This is a genomic window from Pseudomonas sp. L7 (assembly GCF_046605565.1).
GTDB classification, from domain to species: domain Bacteria; phylum Pseudomonadota; class Gammaproteobacteria; order Pseudomonadales; family Pseudomonadaceae; genus Aquipseudomonas; species Aquipseudomonas wayambapalatensis.
In genome coordinates this window covers 1,055,825-1,078,909 of record NZ_CP176784.1, presented here as the reverse complement: position 1 = coordinate 1,078,909, position 23,085 = coordinate 1,055,825, and the positions used below count along the sequence as shown (strand labels likewise).

Genomic DNA, 23,085 nt, shown 5'->3' with positions numbered 1-23,085 from the left:
CAACTTCCTACGACAACTCGAAGGTGAGCGTTTCACACATTGCCGCTATAATCGGCGCCTTTTCATCAGGCATTGCTTTTTCGACATGAGCCAATCCAGCGAGCTGATCCAATCCGCCCAGCGCACCCTGCGCCTGGAACTCGAGGCCGTAGAAGGCCTGCGGGCCCGTATCGACGACAATTTCGTCAAGGCCTGCGAGCTGATCCTGGCCAGCAAGGGTCGGGTCGTCGTGGTGGGCATGGGCAAGTCCGGCCATATCGGCAACAAGATCGCCGCCACCCTCGCCAGTACCGGCACCCCGTCGTTCTTCGTGCACCCGGCAGAGGCCAGCCACGGCGACATGGGCATGATCACCCGCGACGACGTCATCCTCGCCCTGTCCAACTCCGGCAGCACCGCCGAGATCGTCACGCTGCTGCCGCTGATCAAGCGCCTGGGCATCCAGATGATCAGCCTGACCGGCAAGCCGGACTCACCGCTGGCACAGGCCGCCGAAGTCAACCTCGACGCCAGTGTCGCCCAGGAAGCCTGCCCGCTGAACCTGGCGCCCACCTCGTCCACCACCGCTGCATTGGTCCTGGGTGATGCCCTGGCCATCGCCCTGCTCGAGGCACGCGGCTTCACCGCCGAGGATTTCGCGTTCTCCCATCCGGGTGGCGCCCTGGGCCGTCGCCTGCTGTTGAAAGTCGAGAACGTCATGCACGCGGGTGACGAACTGCCCCAGGTACAGCGCGGCACGCTGCTCAAGGACGCCTTGCTGGAGATGTCGCGCAAGGGCCTGGGCATGACCGTGGTCATGGAGCACGACGGCCGCCTGGCCGGCGTCTTCACCGACGGCGACCTGCGCCGCAGCCTGGATCGCAACATCGACGTGCACAAGACGCTCATCGACGAAGTCATGACTGTTCACGGCAAGACCGCCCGCGCCGAAATGCTCGCGGCCGAAGCCCTGAAGATCATGGAAGACCACAAGATCAGCGCACTGGTGGTGGTCGATAACCAGGATCGCCCGACCGGCGCCCTGAACATGCACGACCTGCTGCGCGCCGGAGTGATGTAAATGACCCAGGACCTGATGCAACGCGCCAAGGCCATCAAGCTGGCCGTCTTCGACGTGGACGGCGTGCTGACCGACGGCCGCCTGTACTTCCTCGAGGACGGCAGCGAATTCAAGACCTTCAACACCCTCGATGGCCACGGCATCAAGATGCTCATGGCCTCGGGCGTGACCACCGCGATCATCAGTGGGCGCAAGACCCCCGTGGTCGAGCGTCGAGCTAAGAACCTGGGCATTCCACACCTGTTCCAGGGGCGCGAGGACAAGCTGGTGGTGCTCGACGGCCTGCTCGCCGAACTGGGCCTGAGCTACGAGCAGGTCGCCTACCTGGGCGACGACCTCCCCGATCTCCCGGTAATCCGCCGGGTGGGCCTGGGCATGGCCGTGGCCAACGCGGCGCCCTTCGTCCGCGAGCACGCCCACAGCGTCACCCAGGCGCGCGGCGGCGAAGGCGCAGCCCGCGAGTTCTGTGAACTGATCATGCAGGCCCAGGGCACCCTGGACGCTGCCAACGCCCATTACCTGTAGGCCACGCCATGCTCAGCAAGAAACTTCGAAACGCCGTGCTGCTGGCAGCCATCGCTGCGCTGCTGGTTGCGATCGGCTACTGGAACATCAGCCCTGAGAGCTTCCTCGACAAGCCCACGGCACAGGTCGACGAAAGCGCCATCGACTACTATGCGATCAACGCCCACAGCGTACAGTTCCTGCCCGACGGCAGGCTGCAATACGAAATGACCGCGGACAAGGTCGAACACTTGAAAGCCAGCGAAGTCACCCTGGTGACCACGCCAGACATGCACATCTACCGTGGGACAGCATTCCCATGGCACGTGCAGAGCGTGCGCGCCGAGGTCAATCCGGACGGCACCGAGGTCGAACTGATCGACAACGTGCGGATCGCCCGCACCGACGAAAAACAACGCGACACCCTGATCACCAGTAGCCGGATGACCGTGTTCCCGCAGAAGCAATATGCGCAGACCGATCAAGCCGTTAGAATCGACGGCGCCGGTGGCACGACTACGGGCGTAGGAATGAAAGCATATTTGGAAGACGGCAGGATGGACCTGCTGTCCAACGTAAGAGGACAGTATGAGGCTCGTTAAAACCCTCCCCCTTTTGCTCAGCCTGAGCGCAGCACTGGGAAGCGCGAGCGCCTTCGCCCTGCCGAACGACCGTGACCAGCCGATCCGCATCCAGGCGGACAACGCGCACCTGGACGACAAACAGGGCGTTGCCACCTACACGGGCGATGTGATCATCACTCAGGGCTCGATGATGATCAAAGGCAATACCGTGACCATGACTCGCGCCGCCTCGGGCGACATCGACGTCGTGACCTCGGTGGGCAACCTGGCCTACTTCGAGCAGCAGCAGAGCGCCGCCAAGCCCGACAAGATGAAGGGCTGGGCCGTCACCATCCAGTACCAGGCGCAAAAGGATATCGTCATCCTCACTGACCGCGCCAAGGTCGAGAACGAAGGCAACACCACCGAAGGCGAGAAGATCGTCTACAACACCAAGACCCAGGTGGCGACCGCCGGTCGTGGTGGCAACGTGACTGCACCTCGTCAGCGTATCGACATGGTGATCCAACCGAAGAAAAAGGCCGAGTAAATGGCAACCCTCAAAGCCCAGCACCTGGCCAAGAGCTACAAGGGCCGCCAGGTCGTCCGCGACGTCAGCCTGTCGATCGACAGCGGCCAGATCGTCGGCCTGCTCGGCCCTAACGGCGCCGGCAAGACCACCTGCTTCTACATGATCGTGGGGCTGGTCCAGGCCGACCAAGGGCGCGTGCTCATCGACAGCCACGATGTCAGCCACCAGCCCATGCATGGCCGGGCCCAGGCAGGCATCGGCTATCTGCCGCAGGAAGCGTCGATCTTCCGCAAGCTGTCGGTCGCCGACAACATCATGGCCATCCTCGAGACGCGCAAGGACCTGGACCGCGATGGACGGCGCAAGGAGTTGGAAAGCCTGCTGCAGGAGTTCCACATCAGCCACATCCGTGACAACCTCGGCATGAGCCTGTCCGGTGGCGAACGCCGCCGCGTCGAAATTGCCCGCGCCCTGGCGACCGCACCGAAGTTCATCCTGCTGGACGAACCCTTCGCTGGCGTCGACCCGATTTCCGTGGGTGATATCAAACAGATCATCCACCATCTGAAGGCCAAGGGCATCGGCGTGCTGATCACCGACCACAACGTGCGCGAAACACTCGACATCTGCGAGACCGCCTACATCGTCAACGATGGTCAACTGATCGCCGAAGGCGACGCCGAGACCATCCTGGCCAACCAGCTGGTCAAGGAAGTCTACCTGGGCCACGAGTTCCGACTCTGATCCCCGGGACCTGCCTGGAGCATTGGAAAAGCCTGGTGAAACGGGCTTAAGTGTTACAGTGCTCTAGGCAAACGCTACAATTTCAGGCATATAACTTGCTTAAGATTTGGCGCTCCGGCGCCCTGTAGTGGATGGCGCATGCGCGCCGGCGAACAAGGTATTAAGCCCCAGCCATGAAACCATCGCTCGTCCTAAAAATGGGCCAGCAACTGACGATGACCCCGCAGTTGCAACAGGCCATCCGTCTGCTCCAGCTCTCCACCCTGGACCTCCAACAGGAAATCCAGGAAGCGCTGGAGTCCAATCCGATGCTCGAACGTCAGGAAGACGGCGACGACTTCGACAACAGCGATCCGATGGCGGAAAACGGCGAAAGCAAACCTGCCACCGAAGCCCAGGACAACAGCTTCCAGGAAACCACCGTCAGCACGGAAAACCTCGAAGAGGGCGAGTGGAACGAGCGCATCCCCAACGAATTGCCGGTCGACACGGCCTGGGAAGACATCTACCAGACCAGCGCCAGCAGCCTGCCCAGCAACGATGACGACGAGTGGGACTTCACCACGCGCACCTCGGCCGGCGAAAGCTTGCAGAGCCATCTGCTGTGGCAGCTCAACCTGGCACCGATGTCCGACACCGACCGCCTGATCGCTGTCACTCTCATCGACAGCATCAACGATCAGGGCTATCTGGAAGACAGCCTCGAGGAAATCTGCGCCGGATTCGATCCGGAGCTGGACATCGAGCTGGATGAAGTCGAAGCCGTGCTGCACCGCATCCAGCAGTTCGAGCCGGCCGGCGTCGGCGCCCGCAACCTGGGCGAATGCCTGCTGCTGCAACTGCGCCAACTGCCGGCGAGCGTGCCGTGGATGGCCGAGGCCCAGCGCCTGGTCACCGACTACATCGACCTGCTCGGCAGCCGCGACTACAGCCAGCTCATGCGTCGCATGAAGCTCAAGGAAGACGAGCTGCGCCAGGTCATCGAGCTGGTGCAAAGCCTCAATCCGCGCCCGGGCTCGCAGATCGAATCGAGCGAGCCGGAGTACGTGATTCCAGACGTCATCGTGCGCAAGGACAGCGACCGCTGGCTGGTCGAACTGAACCAGGAAGCGGTGCCGCGCCTGCGGGTCAATCCGCAGTATGCAGGCTTCGTCCGCCGTGCCGACACCAGCGCGGACAACACCTTCATGCGCAACCAGTTGCAGGAAGCGCGCTGGTTCATCAAGAGCCTGCAAAGCCGCAACGAGACACTGATGAAAGTGGCGACCCAGATCGTCGAACACCAGCGTGGTTTCCTCGACCACGGCGATGAAGCCATGAAGCCCCTGGTGCTGCATGACATCGCCGAGGCGGTGGGCATGCACGAGTCGACCATTTCGCGGGTCACCACGCAGAAGTACATGCACACTCCCCGTGGCATCTACGAATTGAAATACTTTTTCTCGAGCCATGTGAGCACCGCCGAAGGCGGCGAATGCTCGTCTACGGCGATCCGCGCGATCATCAAGAAACTGGTGGCCGCGGAAAATCAGAAAAAGCCATTGAGTGACAGCAAGATCGCTGGTTTACTGGAGGCACAAGGCATCCAGGTAGCCCGCCGCACCGTCGCCAAGTACCGCGAATCGCTGGGGATTGCCCCGTCGAGCGAGCGCAAGCGATTGATGTAGCCCCGGGATGTGCCACAGCGTTTCAGTGGCAGGTGCAATACCTGCCTCTTTATGCACGGGCAACAAAGGAGAAGCTGTATGCAAGTCAACATCAGTGGCCAGCATGTAGAAGTCACCCAACCACTGCGCGAATACGTGCTCGAGAAGCTCGCCCGCGTGGAAGGGCATTTCGACAAGATCACCAATGCAACGGTGATCATGAAGGTCGAGAAGCTGCAGCAGAAGGTTGAAGCAACACTCCAGATTCCCGGCGGCGAAGTGGTCGCCAACGCTGAACACCAAGACATGTATGCCGCGATCGACGCATTGGCTGACAAGCTCGACCGCCAACTGAAAAAACACAAGGAAAAACAGCAAAGCCTGCTGCAAGGTGCAGCTGCCCGCTGATCCCCCTCATCCATGATCCGACTTGAAACCATCCTGACCCCCGGCCGTTCCCTCGTGAACGTGCCGGGCGGCAGCAAGAAGCGCGCCCTGGAAAAGGTCGCCACCCTGATTGCCGAGCAAGTACCTGAGCTTGCGATGCAAGACGTCTTCGAAAAGCTCATCGCTCGCGAAAAACTGGGCTCCACCGGCTTCGGTAATGGCATCGCCATTCCCCACTGCCGTCTGGAAGGTTGTACCGCCCCCGTCAGCGCCCTGCTGCACCTGGACGCACCCATCGACTACGACGCCATCGACGGCGCCCCCGTGGACCTGCTGTTCGTGCTGCTGGTCCCGGAAGCGGCCACCGATGCCCACCTCGAACTGCTGCGCCAGATCGCCAGCATGCTCGATCGCAAGGAAGTCCGTGATCGCCTGCGTGCCGCCGACAGCAGCGAAGCCCTCTACCAGGTAGTCCTGGACGCACAGAACGAGCACTGAACATGCGCCTGATCATCGTCAGCGGCCGGTCCGGCTCCGGCAAGAGCACCGCGCTCGATGTGCTGGAAGACAACGGCTACTACTGCATCGACAACCTGCCCGCCGGGTTGCTGCCGCAGCTGGCGGAAAACGCGCTGATCAACACCGAACTGATGCAACCCAAGGTCGCCGTGTCCATCGATGCGCGCAATCTACCCAGCCATCTGTCGCGCTTCCCCGAATTGCTCGAGGAAGCGCGCGCCCGTCACATCCAGTGTGACGTGCTGTACCTGGACGCCGACGAAGACACGCTGCTCAAGCGGTTCTCCGAAACCCGCCGTCGCCACCCCCTGACCAACGCGGACCGTTCGCTCGCCGAAGCCATCCGCGTCGAAAGTGAGCTGCTCGGCCCCATCGCCGACCTTGCCGACCTCAAGATCGATACCACCAGCCTCAATCTTTACCAACTGCGTGACTCGATCAAGCTGCGCCTGCTTAACCAGCCTGAGCCCGGCACCGCTTTTCTCGTCGAATCCTTCGGTTTCAAGCGCGGCATGCCGGTGGACGCCGACTTGGTGTTCGACGTGCGCTGCCTGCCAAACCCTTACTGGAAACCCGAGCTGCGCGAGCACTCGGGCCTTGAAGCTCCGGTGATCGAGTACCTGGCCGCACAACCGGACGTCGAGGAAATGTTCCAGGACATCTCCAGCTATCTGCTTAAATGGCTACCGCGCTTTGCCGCCAGCAACCGCGCCTATGTCACCATCGCCATCGGCTGCACCGGCGGACACCACCGCTCTGTCTATATCACCGAGCGCCTCGGACAACTGCTGCAGCAAACCCTGAAAAACGTCCAGGTCCGTCACCGCGACCTCTAACCCACAGGATCCACCCCACGATGCCCGCCCGCGAAATCACCATCATCAACAAGCTGGGCCTGCACGCCCGGGCGGCAGCCAAGTTCGTCGGCGTGGCCGGGAAGTTTCCCTGTCAGGTTCGAGTCGGGCGAGCCCCCGACAAGCTGGTGGACGGCAAGAGCATCATGGCAGTGATGATGCTGGCCGCAGGTAAAGGCACCCAGGTGCACCTGCATACCGAGGGTGAGCAGGACAACGACGCACTGGATGCGCTGGTGGCGTTGATCAACAACTATTTCGACGAAGGCGAGTAAGCCCTCGCCCCGCCTCTGGCCTGGCAGCCTCAGGACATCGCCGTGTCCATCACCATCATCAGGCAGAAACCGATGCATAGCCCCAGGCTTGCCAGTCGGTGATTACCATTGCTGCGCGACTCGGGAATGATTTCCTGGGTCACCACCAGCAACATCGCTCCCGCCGCACACGCAAGCCCCAGCGGTAGCAGCAGTTCGGCGACATTCACCAGCCAGGCACAGATCACCGCCGCCACCGGCTCCACCAGCCCGGATGCTGCACCGATCAGGAAGGCCTTGAACCGCGACATCCCTGCCCCCGCCAACACCAACGCAATCACCAGCCCTTCAGGCACATCCTGCAGGGCAATGCCCATGGCCAGGCTGTCAGCGTCCGGCATGCCGCCCCCCGCTGAAACACCAATGGCCATACCTTCCGGGATGTTGTGCGCAATGATCGCGGCCACGAACAGCCAGATACGCGCAGCGATCACCGGCTGATTGCCCTGCCCGACCATGGATTCCGGCGAAACCCCGGAGATTCGCAAGTCGACCAGGAACAGGCACAGCGCCCCGAGCAACAACCCGGCACTGACCAGACCACCGGCGCCCCAAGGGCTGAAGCCGATGGACTGCGCCGCATCAAGACCCGGGATGATCAGGGAGAACGCGGTGGCCGCCAGCATCACCCCGGCGCCGAAGCCAAGCAAGGTGTCAGCCACCGCTACCGGCATGTTGCGGATCACCAGCACCGGTACCGCGCCCAACGCCGTGCCCAGCGCGCACAGTGCGCCGCCTTCGAGCGCACGTAACATGCGCGGTTCCAGGCCCAGCCAGGCGATGCCCCGCGCCACCAACAGCGCCGTGCCGACCAGCAACAGCAAAGTCCCAAGCGCCAGTCGGAACAGGCGCACACTGCTGACAGACATCACCTCGGAGCGCATGGCAGATCGACTCACTTCAGGGCTTCAAGGTAGCGACGTTCCACTTCCGTCCAGTCGACGACGTTGTAGAAGGCACCGATATATTCGGGACGACGGTTCTGGTACTTCAGGTAGTAGGCGTGCTCCCACACGTCCAACCCCAGGATCGGTGTGTTGCCGTGCATCAGCGGACTGTCCTGGTTGCCGCTGCTCTCCACCACCAGCGTCTTGGCCGGGGTGACGCTGAGCCAGGCCCAACCGCTGCCGAAACGGGTCAGCGCAGCCTTGGTGAATGCGTCCTTGAACGCCTCGAAGCCACCGAGCTGCGTATCGATGGCCTGGGCCACCTGACCCTGGGGGTGGCCACCGCCCTTGGGCGACATCACGGTCCAGAACAACGCATGGTTAGCATGGCCGCCGCCCTGGTTGATCACCGCTCCCTGCAGCTTTTCGGGCAACTGCTTGACCGCGCCGACCAATTTTTCGACCGGCCATTCGGCCCACTCGGTCCCTTCGATGGCGGCGTTGAGGTTGTTCACATAGGCCTGGTGGTGCTTGCTGTGGTGAATCTGCATGGTCTGGGTATCGATGTGCGGCTCCAGCGCATCGTAGGCGTAAGGCAGAGCAGGCAAGGTGTGGGGCATGTCAGTGAATTCCGTATGCAGGTGAACGGTGAGTGGCATCCGGCCGGGCAGCCAGTTCGCTCGCTTCAGGCACATGGCGATTGAGCAGGCGCTCGGTGCGTGGGTACTGGCCGTATTCGGCGATAAAGCTCAACAGCTCGGTGTAGGTGCGCCCGCTGTGGCGCAACGCGGCATCACGCAGCGCCTGGGGCAGGCGCGGCTCCTGACTGGCCTGGAGCAGCCGCTGGTGGGCCGCACACAGGTAATCGGCGCTCTCGTGGGGCTGGTTCAGGCGCAGGTGCAGGTCAGCCAGGTTGTGATGGGCAATGACGAAGGCCGCCACCGCCTCATCGACGTCATGCCAGCGCTCGAACAGCACCTGGGCCAGGGCCAGGGCTTGCAGGTAGTGTTCCCGGGCGTCTACCAGCTCACCTTGTTCGAACAGGCGATTGGCGGTTTCCGTGGTGCGTTTCCAATGCTGCATGACGTGTCTCCTGGGCGAGGACCGTGGATCAGATACCGCCAGCGGTGAGTTTTTCCGGGTCCAGCAGGGCCTCGAGCTGGTCACGCGACAGGTCGGTATGCTCCAGCGCCACTTCCACGATCGGGCGACCTTGCTTGTAGGCGGTCTTGGCAATCTCGGCGGCCTTGAGGTAGCCGATGATCGGGTTCAGTGCCGTGACCAGAATCGGGTTGCGCGACAGCGCCTCCTTGAGCTTCGGCTCATTGACCTTGAAGCTGGCAATAGCCTTGTCTGCCAGCAGGCGGCTGGCGTTGGCCATCAGCTCGATGCTCTCCAGCAGGTTGCGAGCGATCACCGGCAGCATGACATTGAGTTCGAAGTTGCCCGACTGGCCGGCAACGGCGATGGTCGCGTCGTTGCCGATGACCTGCGCGGCAACCATCGCGGTGGCTTCGGGGATCACCGGGTTGACCTTGCCTGGCATGATCGAAGAGCCCGGCTGCAGCCCCTCGAGCTCGATTTCGCCAAGCCCGGCCAGGGGGCCGGAGTTCATCCAGCGCAGGTCGTTGGCGATCTTCATCAGCGCGACAGCGGTGGTCTTGAGCTGGCCGGACAACGCCACGGCCGTGTCCTGGGAGCCGATCAAGGCGAACAGGTTTTCGCCAGGTGTGAACGGAATGCGGGTCAAGTCGCTCAGTTCACGGGCAAAGCCCACGGCGAACTGCGGGTGGGCATTGATGCCAGTGCCGACCGCTGTACCGCCCTGGGCCAGCGCCTGCAGCGCAGGCAGGGTCGCTTCCAGATGCGCTTGGGCGCCTTTGATCTGTGCCGCCCAGCCCCCCAGCACCTGGCTCATGCGCACTGGCATGGCATCCATCAGGTGGGTGCGGCCGGTCTTGACGTAACGGTGAACCTCGACAGCCTTGGCCTCGATCACCTGGACCAGATGCCTCAGCGCCGGCAGCAGTTGCTCGTGCAAGGCCAGCGCTGCGCTGACGTGAATGGTGGTCGGAATGATGTCGTTGCTGCTCTGACCGCAATTGACATGGTCGTTGGCGTTGACCTTGTCACCCAGCACCCGGCTGGCCAAGGTGGCGATCACCTCGTTGGCGTTCATGTTGGAACTGGTGCCGGAACCGGTCTGGAACACGTCCACCGGGAAATGCTGGATGAAGTCCTCGGCCAGCAGTTGCTCGACCGCCTTGACGATGGCACCGCCCTGCTCCGCGCTCAGTTGCCCCAGCGCGATGTTGGCCTTGGCTGCTGCGGCCTTGGCCAACAGCAGTGCCCGGATGAACTGCAGCGGCATGCGCTGGCCGCTGACCGGGAAGTTGTCGACCGCGCGCTGGGTCTGGGCACCATACAGGGCCTGGGCCGGCACCTGCAGTTCGCCCATGCTGTCACGCTCGATACGGGTATTACTCATCATCGGATCCTTGCATCAGTTCATCGGGGGAAATCGAAGGCAGCAACACGCAACTGGCCAGTTGCATCGCATAAGGCTGCCAGCGCTCGTTCTGCTCGCAACGGTCGAGGTTGCGCAGGTCAAGCAGCGGGCGCCAGGCCTGATCCAGGCACTGGCAGCGCCAATGCCAGGGCAACATGCGGTCGCAGGCGGTATCCAGCAGCAGGCGGAAGGAGGTCAGCGCCACGGTCCAGGGCGAGGTCTCGGTGCAACAGACCAGATAGCGCCCCTCGGCCAGGTAATGTTCGATCAGCCGTGGCTCGTCCGGCTCGAGGGCGCAGCGGATGCGCCGACTCAACCAGCGCCAGTTTTCCAGGTAGGGCAATTCGTGGAGGACGGTTTTCATGAACATCATCGCCGAGGGTTACTGGATAATGATATTCATTATTAATTGATAAATAGAATCACTTCAAGAGCGAGACCACAAACAAAAAACCCGGCGCGATGGCCGGGTTTGTCGTAACGCGTAGGTCAGACGTGCACCGTCAGCTACCGGCGACGGTCATCCGTTCGATCAGCACCGAACCGCTGTGAATATTGCTGCGCGTTTCAATATCGCTGCCAATCGCGACAATCTGCTGGAACATGTCCTTCATATTGCCGGCGATGGTCACTTCCTGAACAGGGAACTGGATTTCACCGTTCTCCACCCAGAAACCCGCAGCGCCACGGGAGTAGTCACCCGTGACCATGTTCAGGCCATGCCCCATCAGCTCGGTCACCAGCAGGCCGCGCCCCATGCGACGGATCAGTGCGGCCTGGTCTTCGACGCCATGGGTGACGAACAGGTTATGCACGCCGCCAGCGTTGGCGGTGCTTGGCAGCTTGAGCTTGCGACCAGCATAGGTGCCAAGGATGTAGGACACCAGTTCGCCCTTGTCGATGAACGGCTTGGCATAGGTGGCCAGGCCATCGCCGTCGAACGCGGCACTGCCCAGCGCGCGCGGAATGTGCGGACGCTCGTCGAGGGTCAGCCAGGTTGGGAACAGACGCTGGCCCAGGGTGCCTTCGAGGAACGACGACTTGCGGTACAGGTTGCCGCCGGAGATTGCCGACAGGAAGCTGCCGAACAACCCGCCGGCCAGCTCCGCAGCGAACAGCACCGGCACCTCGCAGGTCGGCACTGGACGTGCACCAAGACGGCTGGCGGCACGATGGGCAGCGCGCTGGCCGATACTGCGCGGGTCGGCCAGCAATTGGCCCTGGCGATTGACGTCATACCAGTAGTCGCGCTGCATCTGCCCTTCGCCTTCGGCGATCATCACACAGCTCAGGCTGTGGCGGGTCGAGGCGTAGCCGCCGATGAAGCCATGGCTGTTGCCATACACCCGCACCCCTTGGTGCGTGTTGAGGGTGGTGCCGTCGGCATTGAGGATGCGCTTGTCGGCATCGAAGGCGGCCGCTTCGCACTCCAGGGCCATCTCGATGGCACGCTCGGGCTCGATGTCCCAGTCGTGGTAGAGGTCGAGGTCAGGCATTTCGCGCGCCATCAGCGCCGCGTCAGCCAGGCCCGAACACTCATCCTCGGAAGTGTGCTTGGCGATTGCCAGTGCAGCAGCCACCGTTTCGCGAATGGCCTCGGGACCGCTCGCCGACGTACTGGCAGACCCCTTGCGCTGACCCACGTAGAGGGTGATGCCAAAGCCCTGGTCACGGTTGAACTCGACCGTCTCGACCTCGCGCTGGCGCACGCTGGTGGACAGGCCCTGCTCCAGCGAAACCGCCACCTCGCAGGCACTGGCGCCCTGGCGGCGTGCTTCGGCAACGATCGCCTCGACCTGCTCCTGCAACGCTGGCAGGTCCTTCGGACCTATGCTCTGGACTGCACTCATGGTTTTCTCCACTCAAATTCTGCGTTCGGCGAGGGCCATTCTTCGACCGGGCCGGACAAAGCGGCCCCCGACTGGTTATCATGGCGGCGATTTCCTGCGGACTGCCACCATGGTTGATTCATACGACGACGCCTTCGACGGCGAAAAAAGCAAGACCCAGATCAAGCGCGAGCTGCATGCGCTGGTCGAACTCGGCGAGCGCCTCACCACGCTCAAGCCCGATATCCTCGCGCGCCTGCCACTCACCGACGAGTTGCGCAAAGCACTGGAGGAAGCGTCCAAACACACTGCCCACGGTGCCCGCAAACGCCACATGTCGTTCGTCGGCAAGCTGATGCGCGTACAGGACCTGGATGCCATCCATGCGCTGCTCGAGCAGATAGACAGCTCCACGCGCCAGTACAACGAACGTTTCCACGGCCTCGAGCGCTGGCGCGACCGGCTGATCGACGGCAACGACGAAGACCTCGAGCGCTTCGTCCAGGAGTTCCCCGATACCGATCGCCAGCAACTGCGCTCGCTGATCCGCCATGCCCAGCACGAAAAGGCGCGGAACAAACCGCCAGCCGCTGCGCGCAAGGTGTTCAAGTACATCCGCGACCTCGACGAGCTCCAGCGCGGCCTGCGCTGAGCCCCGCCACTGACCGCCTGCAGGAGCGGCCTCGCGTCGCGACACGAGGCCGCTCCTGCAGGCAGCGCGTGCCATCAGGCCCCGGTACCGCCCACGGTGATCGCGTCCAGCTTCAGGGTCGGCTGGCCAACGCCAACCGGCACCGACTGCCCATCCTTGCCACAGGTGCCCACGCCGCTGTCCAGGGCCAGGTCGTTACCGACCATCGACACCCGACTCATCGCCTCAGGACCATTGCCGATCAGGGTCGCGCCCTTGACCGGCGCGGTGATCTTGCCGTCTTCGATCAGATACGCCTCGCTGGTGGAGAACACGAACTTGCCACTGGTGATGTCCACCTGACCACCGCCGAGGTTGGCGCAGTAGATGCCCTTCTTCACCGAGGCGATGATCTCCTGCGGGTCGCTCTCGCCGGCACGCATGTAGGTGTTGGTCATGCGCGGCATCGGCAGGTGCGCGTAGGATTCGCGCCGACCATTGCCGGTAACCGCCATGCCCATCAGGCGGGCATTGAGCTTGTCCTGCATGTAGCCTTTGAGGATGCCGTTCTCGATCAGGGTGGTGCATTCGGTTGGGGTGCCTTCGTCATCGACGCTCAGCGAACCGCGACGGCCTTCCAGCGTGCCGTCATCGACGATGGTGCACAGCTTCGACGCCACCGCCTCACCGATCCGGCCGCTGTAGGCGGAGCTGCCCTTGCGGTTGAAGTCGCCTTCCAGGCCGTGGCCGACCGCTTCATGCAGCAGTACGCCCGACCAACCGGGACCGAGCACCACCGGCAACGTGCCGGCCGGCGCGGGCTGCGCCTCGAGGTTGACCAGCGCCTGGCGCAGCGCCTCGCGGGCGTAGCCCATCACCCGCTCTTCGGTGAAGTAGCGGTAGTCGGTACGCCCGCCCCCGCCTTGGCCGCCGCGCTCGCGGCGACCGTTGTGTTCGACGATGACGCTGACGTTGAAACGCACCAGCGGCCGCACATCCGCGGCCAGGCTGCCATCGGCCGCCGCCACCAGGATGCGCTCCCACACACCCGCCATGCTCACGCTGACCTGCTGAATGCGTGGATCGAGGGCACGGGTGGTGGCATCGACGCGCTTGAGCAGTTCGACTTTCTCGGCCCGACTCAGGACATCGAGTGGGTTGTTCGGTGCATACAGGGCGGTCACGTCCTGACTGCGGAAGGCCTGCACCTTACCGTTCTGGCCAGCGCGGGAAATCGAGCGGGCGGCGCGCGCCGCTGACGTCAAGGCTTCAAGATTGATCGCGTTGCTGTAGGCGAAGCCGGTCTTCTCGCCGGACAACGCACGCACGCCGACACCTTGGTCGAGGTTGAAACTGCCTTCCTTGACGATACCGTCTTCCAGTGCCCAGGTTTCCGAGATCTGCCCCTGGAAATACAGGTCGGCAGCGTCGATGCCGGGCCCTGCCAACTCACCCAGCACAGCCTGCAGGCTGTCCAGGGTCAGTCCGCCCGGGGCCAGGAGCTGCTCGCTGACGGTGGATAACATCTGGCTCATAGTCACTCCGAGGTGTGCGCAGGCCGCAAGGCGTCCTGCGAGAAAAAGCGCCGGTGCGAAACGACCGGCATACGCGCCCGTATGGACGCTTGTTCTTCAGCGTCGCGCTCGGCGAGCAATATCGCTTCGCCCTGCGCATGTTCGGCGACGATCCTCCCCCAAGGGTCGACGATCGCCGCATGGCCATGGGTTTCCCGTGGGCCTGGATGGCTGCCGCCCTGCGCGGCGGCCAGCATATAGCACTGGGTTTCGATGGCGCGGGCACGGATCAACACTTCCCAATGTGCCGCGCCGGTCACCGCAGTGAACGCCGACGGAGCGCTGATCAGCTCGGCCCCGGCAGCGCGCAGGGCGCTGTAGAGCTCGGGAAAGCGCAGGTCGTAGCACACCGACAAGCCCAGGCGCCCAACCGGTGTATCGGCCACCACCACCTGCGCGCCATGGGCGTAATCGTCCGATTCGCGGTAGCGCCCACGGTTGTCGGCCACGTCCACATCGAACAGGTGCAGCTTGTCGTAACGCGCGGCGATCTCGCCGTGGTCGTCGACCAGCAGCGAGCAGGCATGTGACTTGGCCTCGGGCTGACCGACCGGGGGCAACGGCAAGGTGCCGGCAACAATCCATAACTTGAGGTCGCGTGCGGCGCGTTTCAACCAGGGCAGGATCGGGCCTTCGCCAAGCGCTTCGGCGCGACCGATCGCCGCGGCATCGCGCCGGCCCATGGCCGCGAAATTCTCCGGCAGCACCGCCAGCCGTGCGCCGCTGTCAGCCGCCTGTTCCAGCAGCACGTGAGCCCGCTGCAGGTTGGCCAGTACGCCGTCCTGGCTGACCATCTGGATCACTGCTGACTTCATGACCACTCCTAACGCGATTTATCGAAAGGTTTCACAAAGGTGATTTTAGGCTCTTTGACCGGACCTTCGACCCGATAGTGCACGCTGGCGAAGCGCGCGACCCGATCACCGATCAGTCGATCGACCAGGAACAATGCGCCACCGACCGCAGGCGCCCCGACGATCAGCGCCGCCAACGGCAGGTTGTTGGTGACCGGCAGGGTCACCTGCAGGTTGGCATCGATACGGTCGCGCACAAAGTCGAGTGTGCCATCGAGCTCGAAATTGCTGGAGGGGCCGGTGACAGCGATCGGTTCACGGGTCACATAGACGCCCTCGCTGGCCACCAGCAGGCCCTTGACCCGATCATAGGCCAGCCCCTCGCCGAACAGGTCGGAGAAGTCCAGGCGCAGACGGCGACCAATCGAGTTGAAGTTGAGCAAGCCGAACACCCGCAACGCCTGGGCGCCGCCCTCGACCTCGACGAACTGGCCAGTGCGCAGCGAGGCATCGAGGCTACCGGAGAATCGCTTGAGACTGACCCAGGCCGGCGAACCCGGCCAACGGCCATCGACGTCCATGCGGAAGTCGCGGCTGGTGACCGTGGGCGCGAAGCCCCAGGCCTTGAGCACATCGCCCAGGTCCTTGCCGTCCAGGCGCCCCTTGTACCAACTGCTGGTGCTGCCGGGAACACCTTCCCAGCCGCCGCTGCCGTCGATGTGCAGGCCCTTGAGATTGAGGTCGATGTCGCCCAGGGACACACCACGGGCATTCGGCCGCAGCTTGACCGAGGCGCTGCCGAACAGGTCGTCGCCGCGATACAACTTGTCGATGCTTAGATCCAGGGCCGGCGCCTTGCGCGGGTCGAAGGTGGCCAACGGATCAGGCGTGTCTTCGGCCTGGGCCTCCTGCGGATCGGCAGGCGGCAGGCGCAAGGTCTGCAGCTTCACCACCATGGGCGCGGCCTTGGCATCCGGGATCCGCGCATTGCCGATCACTTCCTTGCTGTCCAGGCGCAGATCCCAGGCGCTGGCAACACGCGCCAGGCGCACCACCGCCTGGTTGAGGTCGGTGCCGAATGCCTTCAACTGGCCAATGCTCACATCCACACCCTGCAGGCTCTGACGAGCGCTGCCACCTGGATCCTGGCCAGCATACTTGTCCAACTGCTGCTGCCAGGGCTCGAGGTCCAGCGATTCGAGCCGCCCGCGCACCCGCAGACCCTGGCCGCCCGGCACCAGCGCATCGCCACCGCCCAGCACCAGCTCGCCGCGTCCCTGGGCCAGCTTGTCGAGCGAGGCCGCATAGGCCAACCGCGCCACATCGGCGTAGCTCGCATCAAAGCGCCGCTCACCACCCTGCAGGTTCATGCTGAAGCTGCTGTTGCGTGACTCGGCCGCCGTCTTGCCGAAGGGCGCTGGCAGGTCGATGGTCAGGCCCTTGAGCGACGAGTTGACGCTCAGGCGATTGTCGCGGCTACCCAGGCTGACCTGCAGTTGGTAGGGAATGTCGCCCGAGGCCGGCAGTGCCTGCTTGAACTGCAGCCAGTCGGTCAACGACTTGAGCGGCACCTGGCCGGTGGCGTTGATCCGGGTCTGGATCTGGCCACCCTGCCCTTCGGCGAGAATCTGCGCGGTCACCGGCCTGTCGAAGGCCTGGAGACTGATGCCCTTGCCGCTCAGGCCCTTGTCGAGATCGAAGGTGAAGTCGCCCTTCAGGCGGCTCAGGTCGAGCTCCGGCGGCTCCACCTTGAGCCGGGCATCGGAAGTCGAGAAATCCACCAGCACCTTGGGACGCAGACCGTGTTCCAACGGGATGTCCAGTTTGACCTTGCCCTGCAGCGGGCCCTCGCCTTCCCAGCCGGCGAAGATCTCGCCAGTGCCGATCGGCGCCTCTTTCAGAATCTTCAGGCCGTCACCCAGGCTGCCGTCGAACTCGCCGTCCAGGTACAGGCGGCTATGCTGGTCGCCCTCGACATGGGGGATGTTGACGCTGACATCACTGACTCGGGTGTCCAGCAGCAGGCCCTTGCTGGCCTGGATGCGCACACCGGTATCCTCGATGTACACATTGCCGTCCACCTGCTGCACCTGCGGCCAGCCCGGCTGGAAATCGAGGGCCGCATCATGCACCTTGAAGAACAGGCTGATGCTGCGCGAATGCGCCGGCGCGTTATGGTTCAGAGATCCCTGGTACTGGAAGTAGCCCTCGTCGACCGCCCCCTTGACGATGGCACTGCGAAGCCACTCGTCCAGCGCCGGGCTGAGCACTTCCGGCAGGTACTTGGCCGTGTAGCGGCCATCGCCCTCGGTGAGGCCGACGCGCAGGTCCATATAGTCGGCCTGCTCCTCGTGGAACCTGAAGCGAATGAGAAAATCGGCGGCGATCTTGCCTTCATCGCCCAGCACCTTGATGTAGGGCGCGATGAGGGTAAAGCCGTCCTTGTCCAGCGCCCAAGTCAGGCGGGCATTGGCTTTCTGGTAGTGCCAGGGTTTGCCGAAGATGGGGTACAGGTGCAGCATGAAGGCATCGGTATCAAGGCGCAGTTCACCGTGCCCGAGATCGCCGCTGATGCTGCCGCTGACATTGCCCGCTGCGGGCGCGCCGTGATACGCATCGAAGCCGATCTTGTCGAGATTGGCGGCGAACTGCAGGCGCTGGTCACCTTCGGCATGGGGACGGATGTCGAGCTGAACATTGCGCAGTGTACCGGTCACGTTCAGGGCATCGACCACGGTCATCAGGTTGTCCGGCAGCGGTGCCAGGCCATCGATCAGTGGGGTCAACGGCGTCAGGTCGAGGCGATCGGCCTGGACCTGCCACGTCTCCCCGGCGGCCTCCTGCCCACGGCGCTGGCGCGCTTGCAGGTGGGTTTCCCAGCGGGTTTCACCGATACTCGCCGCCAACGAATCGACCACGATCTCGTAGCCTTCCTTGCCCCGGCGCACCCAACTGGACAGCGCCAGGTTGTCGAGGGTCACGGTCTTGCGCCCGACATAGGCGCCGCGCAGTTGCGGCGCGTTCAGGCGGGCGACGGCGTGCTGCAACTGGCCTTTGTTCCAGTCGATCCAGAATTCGCCCCCCGCACGCAGCGTCTTGGCTCGCCATTGGCCGAGCAGGCTTGGCGGCACCCAGCGCGCCCAATCGCTCTGCGGCAGGCTGGCGTAGGCCTCCAGCCGCCCGTCACGCCAGGCGTCAGGGGTGGCGCGGCTGCGCAGGTTCAACGCCAGGGGTTGGCCGTCGGGCAAGGTCGCGCGCAGCTCAAGGCGCTGGCGCGACGGACCGGCCTGCAGGCCAAGGCTGACATAAGTGAGCGTGACCGAATCACGGCGCCACGGCTGGAACGTGACCTGGCTGTCGAACACATCGACCCTGCCCAGTTGCTGGAGGCGTTGCAGCAATTGGGCCGGGTCGATGGGCGCATCGTCTTTGTTCGGCAGGCCTTCAAGGGTCCAGGCGCCTTGCTGGTCCTCATGCAGGATCAGCTGCAGGCCGCCTAGCTGGACATGCGCCAACCGCACTTCTCGGGCCTTCAGGCTGGCCCACAGGTCGGGCACCAGCTTGACGTCATCCAGGCGCAAGGCCGCCGAGCCCTCGCCCAATTGCAGGTCGCGCAGCCTGAGCACCGGGGCCAGGCCACTCCATCGCCCCTCGAGCGCCCCCACATGCACGGGCAGGCCCAAGGCTTGCTGGGCCTTGTCTTCAAGGTCGGCCCGGTATTCGGCCACCAGCGGCACCAGTTGCCGACCGAGGCTGACATACAGCGCCACCAGCACTGCCAGCAGGGCACACAGCCCCAGCCCCCAGCGGGTCAACGCGCCAAGAACGCGGGTCAGACGTTCCATGGCCATTGCCCTCCGAGTCGTCCATTAACTATGGCCGCAAGCGGCATTTTCGCCACTGGGCGAACGATTTCAGAACGCGTCAGAGCAGCACCACATCATATTGTTCCTGGGAATACATGGACTCGACCTGGAAGCGAATGGTTCGCCCGATGAAGGCCTCCAGCTCGGCGACGTTACCCGACTCTTCATCGAGCAGACGATCGACGACCTTCTGATTGGCCAGCACCCGGTAGCCTTCTGCCTGATAGGCCCGCGCCTCGCGGAGGATTTCGCGGAAGATTTCGTAACAAATAGTCTCTGGCGTCTTCAGCTTGCCACGCCCCTGGCAGGCCAGACAGGGCTCGCACAGCACCTGCTCGAGGCTTTCACGGGTGCGCTTGCGGGTCATCTGGACCAGGCCCAACTCGGTGATGCCGATGATGTTGGTCTTGGCATGGTCGCGCTCAAGCTGTTTTTCCAGCGTGCGCAGAACCTGGCGGCGGTGCTCTTCGTCTTCCATGTCGATGAAGTCGATGATGATGATGCCGCCGATGTTGCGCAGGCGCAGTTGCCGTGCGATGGCCGTGGCTGCTTCGAGGTTGGTCTTGAAAATGGTCTCTTCGAGATTGCGATGGCCGACGAAAGCGCCAGTGTTGACGTCGATGGTCGTCATCGCCTCGGCGGGGTCGACCACCAGGTAGCCCCCGGACTTGAGCGGCACCTTGCGTTCCAGGGCGCGCTGGATCTCGTCCTCGACCCCATAGAGGTCGAAGATCGGCCGCTCGCCGGGATAGTGCTCCAGGCGGTCGGCGATCTCGGGCATCAGCTCGCCGACGAACTGCGTGGTCTTCTGGAAGGTCTCCCGCGAGTCGATGCGGATCTTCTCGATCTTTGGATTGACCAGGTCGCGCAAGGTGCGCAGCGCCAGGCCGAGGTCTTCGTAGATCACAGTCGGCGCACCGCAGGTCTGGATCTGGCTGCCGATCTGCTCCCAAAGGCGACGCAGGTAGCGGATGTCCTGGAGGATGTCTTCGGCGCGCGCGCCTTCGGCGGCGGTACGCAGGATGAAGCCACCGGCATCCTTGATGTTCTCTTGCGTCATCGAATCGCTGACCACCTGTTTGAGACGGTCACGCTCGGCTTCGTCTTCGATCTTCAGCGAAATGCCGACATGGCTGCTGCGCGGCATGTACACCAGGTAGCGCGACGGAATCGACAGCTGGGTAGTCAGGCGCGCGCCCTTGGTGCCGATAGGGTCCTTGGTCACCTGCACCACAAGAGCCTGGCCTTCGTGGACCAGCGCGGTGATGGTCTCGACCGCCGAGCCTTCACGCTGGGAGATCTCCGAGGCGTGGATGAACGCCGCACGCTCCAGGCCGATATCGATGAAGGCGGCCTGCATGCCAGGCAGCACACGCACCACCTTGCCCTTGTAGATATTGCCGACGATGCCACGGCGCTGGGTGCGCTCGACATGCACCTCCTGCAGCACTCCGTTCTCCACCACTGCCACACGTGACTCCATTGGCGTGATGTTGATCAGGATCTCTTCACTCATGGCAGGCTCTCGTCAAAGGTCTTCGGTAATGATGGATCGCTGTCGGGCGGCTGGCTAGCGCTGGGCGTTATCCTCTTGCTGCCAGCAGGGAATGGCGAACTGTTCGAGCAGCTCGGCGGTTTCGCTCAGGGGCAGGCCGACCACGGCCGAATAGCTGCCCTCGATGGCGCTGACGAACACCGCTCCCAGCCCCTGGATCGCATAACCGCCGGCCTTGTCCAGCGGTTCACCGCTGTCCCAGTAGCGACATGCTTCATCGAAGGAAATGGTACGGAACCGGACTTTGGTGGCCACGCACAGGCTCAGCGAGCGCTGGCCGTCGGTCACAGCTACGGCCGTAAGCACCTGATGCTCGCGTTTGGACAGGTCGCCGAGCATCGCCAGGGCGTGCTCGCGGTTTTCAGGCTTGCCGAGGATCTGGCCGTCGAGCACCACGGCGGTATCCGCGCCGAGCACCACACCCGGGGCATCGAGCAGATTGAAACCGGCCACCGCCTTGGCTTGCGCCAGGCGCTCGACGTAGGCCTGGGCGGCTTCGTCGGGCAACGGGGTTTCGTCGATGGGGGCGCTGACCACGGTGAATGGCACGCCAATCTGGGTCAGCAGCTCACGCCGGCGCGGGGAGCCGGAGGCCAGGTGCAGTCGAGTCATGTGGACATCTCCCTGTCAGTGGCGACGCGTCAGTGGATATGCAGGCGTCGGCGCATGCCGCGCAGGGCGAAGCTGATCCAGGGCCAGAGCAACGCGCTGATCACCGCCGACCACACCAGCGCAAGCGTCGGCAGGCGATTGCCGGTCAGGGCGCTGAGCCACAGCTGGATCAACTGGGCGATGCCGAACACCACCAGGATCACCAGGCTCTGCTGCCACATGGGGAACATACGCAGGCGTTGCTGCAGGGACAGCACCAGGAAGGTGATCAAGGTGAGGATCAGCGCGTTCTGCCCCAGCAGGGTGCCGTAGAGCACGTCCTCGGCAAGGCCCAGCACGAAGGCGGTGGTCATCCCGACCTTGCTGGGTACGGCCAGGGTCCAGAACGCCAGCAACAAGGCCAGCCACATGGGGCGGAACACCTCCATGAACTGCGGCATCGGCGTGACGCTGAGCAGCAGGCCGATGACGAAGGTCAGCCAGATGGCCCAGCCGTTTCTGCTACGGGTACTGGCCATCATTCTCTCCGGGGCTGTGCAGGCGACGCGGGTGCGGCTGGCGGGTGTGAGGTGGACGTACCGTGGGCCGGCGCAGTGGCAGCCGGTGCGGCAGGTGCGGGTGCGTGGGCCGGCGCGCCGCTCGCTGGCGCAGTTGCCGGTGCTGGCGCAGCTGTCGGCTTGGCACTCGCACCGTCCTGACGGTCGGCCTCTTCCTGGGCGATCGCTGCATCCGTGGCACGCTGCTCAGGTGTACGACGATCGCTGAACACCAGCAGCATGTAGCGGCTGCGATTGAGGGCGGCGGTAGGAATGGCGCGCACGATGGCGAACGGCTGACCGGAATCGTGGATCACCTCGTTGACCGTGGCCACCGGATAACCGGCCGGGAAACGCTGCCCCATGCCCGAACTCACCAGCAGATCGCCTTCCTTGATGTCGGCGGTATCGGCCACGTGACGCAGCTCCAGGCGTTCCGGGTTGCCGGTGCCGCTGGCAATGGCGCGCAGGCCGTTGCGGTTGACCTGTACGGGAATGCTGTGGGTGGTGTCGGTCAGCAGCAGCACGCGCGAGGTGTAGGGCATCAGCTCGACCACCTGGCCCATCAGGCCACGGGCATCGAGCACCGGCTGGCCGAGGAACACCCCGTCGCGCTCGCCCTTGTTGATCAGGATGCGATGAGTGAAGGGATTGGGATCGACCCCGATCAGCTCGGCGACTTCGACCTTTTCGTTGACCAGTGCCGAAGAATTGAGCAGCTCGCGCAGACGCACGTTCTGCTCGGTGAGCGCCGCCAGCTTCTGCAGGCGCCCCTGCAACAGCAGGGCTTCGGTCTTGAGTTTCTCGTTTTCGGCGATCAGCTCGGTGCGGCTGCCGAACTGCCCGGCCACGCCCTGCCACAGACGCTGCGGCAAATCGGTGACCCAATAGGATTCCATCAGCACCAGCCCCATCTGGCTGCGTACCGGCTTGAGCACGTCAAAGCGCGAGTCGACCACCATCAGCGCGACCGACATCACCACCAGCACGAGCAGACGAACGCCCAGCGAAGGGCCCTTGGAGAAAAGCGGTTTAATGGGCCGTTCCTCGTGGACGACGATTCAGGCGGTCATTGCACGAGGTCAATGCAACCACCAGCCTGCGGATTGACGGAAACGACGCCCGACGGACGTCAACAGCGCATACAGGTAGCACTGTGCGTGCCACCT

The 23,085-nt window shown here is 63.7% G+C and carries 24 protein-coding genes; 11 read left to right on the top strand and 13 right to left on the bottom strand.

Annotation, left to right across the window (positions count from 1 at the left end; genetic code table 11):
* Positions 1-85 precede the first annotated feature (85 nt).
* The 10 genes from ACK3BK_RS05200 (at position 86) to ACK3BK_RS05155 (ending at position 7,084) form a co-directional block, all read left to right on the top strand.
* Entirely contained in the window at positions 86-1,060 is a 975-nt protein-coding gene (locus tag ACK3BK_RS05200; RefSeq protein ID WP_186721685.1) for a KpsF/GutQ family sugar-phosphate isomerase, read from the top strand.
* Positions 1,061-1,585, top strand: coding sequence for a 3-deoxy-manno-octulosonate-8-phosphatase KdsC (gene kdsC / locus ACK3BK_RS05195; protein WP_186711068.1), 525 nt, complete (start codon positions 1,061-1,063; stop codon positions 1,583-1,585).
* 8 nt (positions 1,586-1,593) lie between these two features.
* Positions 1,594-2,166, top strand: coding sequence for an LPS export ABC transporter periplasmic protein LptC (lptC, locus tag ACK3BK_RS05190; RefSeq protein WP_186667840.1), 573 nt, complete (start codon positions 1,594-1,596; stop codon positions 2,164-2,166).
* Positions 2,153-2,677: a lipopolysaccharide transport periplasmic protein LptA gene (gene lptA, locus ACK3BK_RS05185; protein ID WP_065863249.1), complete on the top strand. Its 525-nt coding sequence runs from the start codon at positions 2,153-2,155 to the stop codon at positions 2,675-2,677. The genes lptC and lptA overlap by 14 nt, the downstream gene beginning before the upstream one ends.
* Positions 2,678-3,403 (top strand): LPS export ABC transporter ATP-binding protein, encoded by a 726-nt coding sequence (gene lptB, locus ACK3BK_RS05180; RefSeq protein WP_186667838.1) that lies wholly within the window; start codon positions 2,678-2,680, stop codon positions 3,401-3,403. It abuts the gene before it with no gap.
* Between the two features lie 173 nt (positions 3,404-3,576).
* On the top strand, positions 3,577-5,070 hold the full coding sequence (locus ACK3BK_RS05175; RefSeq protein WP_186667837.1) for an RNA polymerase factor sigma-54: 1,494 nt from the start codon (positions 3,577-3,579) through the stop codon (positions 5,068-5,070).
* A 78-nt stretch (positions 5,071-5,148) separates the two neighbouring features.
* Positions 5,149-5,457: a ribosome hibernation-promoting factor, HPF/YfiA family gene (gene hpf, locus ACK3BK_RS05170; RefSeq protein WP_054894382.1), complete on the top strand. Its 309-nt coding sequence runs from the start codon at positions 5,149-5,151 to the stop codon at positions 5,455-5,457.
* Positions 5,458-5,469: 12 nt separating this feature from the next.
* Positions 5,470-5,934, top strand: a complete 465-nt coding sequence (gene ptsN, locus ACK3BK_RS05165) for a PTS IIA-like nitrogen regulatory protein PtsN (RefSeq protein ID WP_186667836.1) — start codon at positions 5,470-5,472, stop codon at positions 5,932-5,934.
* Between the two features lie 2 nt (positions 5,935-5,936).
* A complete protein-coding gene (gene rapZ / locus ACK3BK_RS05160; protein ID WP_186667835.1) occupies positions 5,937-6,791 on the top strand; it encodes an RNase adapter RapZ in 855 nt (284 codons plus the stop codon).
* Positions 6,792-6,811: 20 nt separating this feature from the next.
* Positions 6,812-7,084, top strand: a complete 273-nt coding sequence (locus ACK3BK_RS05155) for an HPr family phosphocarrier protein (protein ID WP_054894385.1) — start codon at positions 6,812-6,814, stop codon at positions 7,082-7,084.
* A gap of 29 nt (positions 7,085-7,113) precedes the next feature.
* Here the strand turns inward: ACK3BK_RS05155 and ACK3BK_RS05150 are convergent, their stop codons facing one another.
* The 6 genes from ACK3BK_RS05150 to pmbA form a co-directional block, all read right to left on the bottom strand.
* The gene (locus ACK3BK_RS05150) at positions 7,114-8,007 is read right to left on the bottom strand and encodes a ZIP family metal transporter (RefSeq protein WP_411384442.1); all 894 of its coding nucleotides are present in this window, start codon (positions 8,005-8,007) and stop codon (positions 7,114-7,116) included.
* 11 nt (positions 8,008-8,018) lie between these two features.
* Positions 8,019-8,630: a superoxide dismutase gene (locus ACK3BK_RS05145; protein ID WP_411383852.1), complete on the bottom strand. Its 612-nt coding sequence runs from the start codon at positions 8,628-8,630 to the stop codon at positions 8,019-8,021.
* 1 nt (position 8,631) lies between these two features.
* The gene (locus ACK3BK_RS05140; protein WP_186667833.1) at positions 8,632-9,093 is read right to left on the bottom strand and encodes a hypothetical protein; all 462 of its coding nucleotides are present in this window, start codon (positions 9,091-9,093) and stop codon (positions 8,632-8,634) included.
* A 28-nt stretch (positions 9,094-9,121) separates the two neighbouring features.
* The gene (fumC, locus tag ACK3BK_RS05135; protein ID WP_411383851.1) at positions 9,122-10,498 is read right to left on the bottom strand and encodes a class II fumarate hydratase FumC; all 1,377 of its coding nucleotides are present in this window, start codon (positions 10,496-10,498) and stop codon (positions 9,122-9,124) included.
* A complete protein-coding gene (locus ACK3BK_RS05130; protein ID WP_082421003.1) occupies positions 10,491-10,892 on the bottom strand; it encodes a FagA protein in 402 nt (133 codons plus the stop codon). Before ACK3BK_RS05130 ends, fumC begins: the two co-directional genes overlap by 8 nt.
* A 130-nt stretch (positions 10,893-11,022) precedes the next feature.
* Positions 11,023-12,369: a metalloprotease PmbA gene (pmbA, locus tag ACK3BK_RS05125; RefSeq protein ID WP_411383850.1), complete on the bottom strand. Its 1,347-nt coding sequence runs from the start codon at positions 12,367-12,369 to the stop codon at positions 11,023-11,025.
* 109 nt (positions 12,370-12,478) lie between these two features.
* Between pmbA and yjgA the strand changes: the two genes are divergently transcribed.
* Entirely contained in the window at positions 12,479-13,000 is a 522-nt protein-coding gene (gene yjgA / locus ACK3BK_RS05120) for a ribosome biogenesis factor YjgA (protein WP_054894391.1), read from the top strand.
* Between the two features lie 74 nt (positions 13,001-13,074).
* On the opposite strand, the gene tldD is transcribed toward yjgA, so the two are convergent.
* From tldD to mreC, 7 genes are all read right to left on the bottom strand, one after another.
* On the bottom strand, positions 13,075-14,514 hold the full coding sequence (gene tldD / locus ACK3BK_RS05115; protein ID WP_411383849.1) for a metalloprotease TldD: 1,440 nt from the start codon (positions 14,512-14,514) through the stop codon (positions 13,075-13,077).
* 2 nt (positions 14,515-14,516) lie between these two features.
* A complete protein-coding gene (locus tag ACK3BK_RS05110) occupies positions 14,517-15,368 on the bottom strand; it encodes a carbon-nitrogen hydrolase family protein (protein WP_411383848.1) in 852 nt (283 codons plus the stop codon).
* An 8-nt stretch (positions 15,369-15,376) separates the two neighbouring features.
* A complete protein-coding gene (locus ACK3BK_RS05105; protein ID WP_411383847.1) occupies positions 15,377-19,198 on the bottom strand; it encodes a YhdP family protein in 3,822 nt (1,273 codons plus the stop codon).
* 73 nt (positions 19,199-19,271) lie between these two features.
* Positions 19,272-20,729: a ribonuclease G gene (rng, locus tag ACK3BK_RS05100; RefSeq protein WP_186667824.1), complete on the bottom strand. Its 1,458-nt coding sequence runs from the start codon at positions 20,727-20,729 to the stop codon at positions 19,272-19,274.
* Positions 20,730-20,783: 54 nt separating this feature from the next.
* Positions 20,784-21,380: a Maf family protein gene (locus ACK3BK_RS05095; RefSeq protein WP_186711499.1), complete on the bottom strand. Its 597-nt coding sequence runs from the start codon at positions 21,378-21,380 to the stop codon at positions 20,784-20,786.
* A 29-nt stretch (positions 21,381-21,409) separates the two neighbouring features.
* Positions 21,410-21,898 carry a rod shape-determining protein MreD gene (mreD, locus tag ACK3BK_RS05090; protein WP_054894397.1) on the bottom strand — a complete coding sequence of 163 codons (489 nt, stop codon included), beginning with the start codon at positions 21,896-21,898 and terminating at the stop codon, positions 21,410-21,412.
* Entirely contained in the window at positions 21,898-22,905 is a 1,008-nt protein-coding gene (gene mreC / locus ACK3BK_RS05085) for a rod shape-determining protein MreC (RefSeq protein ID WP_411383846.1), read from the bottom strand. Before mreC ends, mreD begins: the two co-directional genes overlap by 1 nt.
* Between the last annotated feature and the right edge of the window lie 180 nt (positions 22,906-23,085).

Bases quoted from the DNA above. Each gene is read 5' to 3' on its own strand.
- ACK3BK_RS05200 (WP_186721685.1), top strand. From the start codon at position 86: ATGAGCCAATCCAGCGAGCTGATCCAATCCGCCCAGCGCACCCTGCGC.
- kdsC (WP_186711068.1), top strand. From the start codon at position 1,061: ATGACCCAGGACCTGATGCAACGCGCCAAGGCCATCAAGCTGGCCGTC.
- lptC (WP_186667840.1), top strand. From the start codon at position 1,594: ATGCTCAGCAAGAAACTTCGAAACGCCGTGCTGCTGGCAGCCATCGCT.
- lptA (WP_065863249.1), top strand. From the start codon at position 2,153: ATGAGGCTCGTTAAAACCCTCCCCCTTTTGCTCAGCCTGAGCGCAGCA.
- lptB (WP_186667838.1), top strand. From the start codon at position 2,678: ATGGCAACCCTCAAAGCCCAGCACCTGGCCAAGAGCTACAAGGGCCGC.
- ACK3BK_RS05175 (WP_186667837.1), top strand. From the start codon at position 3,577: ATGAAACCATCGCTCGTCCTAAAAATGGGCCAGCAACTGACGATGACC.
- hpf (WP_054894382.1), top strand. From the start codon at position 5,149: ATGCAAGTCAACATCAGTGGCCAGCATGTAGAAGTCACCCAACCACTG.
- ptsN (WP_186667836.1), top strand. From the start codon at position 5,470: ATGATCCGACTTGAAACCATCCTGACCCCCGGCCGTTCCCTCGTGAAC.
- rapZ (WP_186667835.1), top strand. From the start codon at position 5,937: ATGCGCCTGATCATCGTCAGCGGCCGGTCCGGCTCCGGCAAGAGCACC.
- ACK3BK_RS05155 (WP_054894385.1), top strand. From the start codon at position 6,812: ATGCCCGCCCGCGAAATCACCATCATCAACAAGCTGGGCCTGCACGCC.
- ACK3BK_RS05150 (WP_411384442.1), bottom strand. From the start codon at position 8,007: ATGCGCTCCGAGGTGATGTCTGTCAGCAGTGTGCGCCTGTTCCGACTG.
- ACK3BK_RS05145 (WP_411383852.1), bottom strand. From the start codon at position 8,630: ATGCCCCACACCTTGCCTGCTCTGCCTTACGCCTACGATGCGCTGGAG.
- ACK3BK_RS05140 (WP_186667833.1), bottom strand. From the start codon at position 9,093: ATGCAGCATTGGAAACGCACCACGGAAACCGCCAATCGCCTGTTCGAA.
- fumC (WP_411383851.1), bottom strand. From the start codon at position 10,498: ATGAGTAATACCCGTATCGAGCGTGACAGCATGGGCGAACTGCAGGTG.
- ACK3BK_RS05130 (WP_082421003.1), bottom strand. From the start codon at position 10,892: ATGATGTTCATGAAAACCGTCCTCCACGAATTGCCCTACCTGGAAAAC.
- pmbA (WP_411383850.1), bottom strand. From the start codon at position 12,369: ATGAGTGCAGTCCAGAGCATAGGTCCGAAGGACCTGCCAGCGTTGCAG.
- yjgA (WP_054894391.1), top strand. From the start codon at position 12,479: ATGGTTGATTCATACGACGACGCCTTCGACGGCGAAAAAAGCAAGACC.
- tldD (WP_411383849.1), bottom strand. From the start codon at position 14,514: ATGAGCCAGATGTTATCCACCGTCAGCGAGCAGCTCCTGGCCCCGGGC.
- ACK3BK_RS05110 (WP_411383848.1), bottom strand. From the start codon at position 15,368: ATGAAGTCAGCAGTGATCCAGATGGTCAGCCAGGACGGCGTACTGGCC.
- ACK3BK_RS05105 (WP_411383847.1), bottom strand. From the start codon at position 19,198: ATGGCCATGGAACGTCTGACCCGCGTTCTTGGCGCGTTGACCCGCTGG.
- rng (WP_186667824.1), bottom strand. From the start codon at position 20,729: ATGAGTGAAGAGATCCTGATCAACATCACGCCAATGGAGTCACGTGTG.
- ACK3BK_RS05095 (WP_186711499.1), bottom strand. From the start codon at position 21,380: ATGACTCGACTGCACCTGGCCTCCGGCTCCCCGCGCCGGCGTGAGCTG.
- mreD (WP_054894397.1), bottom strand. From the start codon at position 21,898: ATGGCCAGTACCCGTAGCAGAAACGGCTGGGCCATCTGGCTGACCTTC.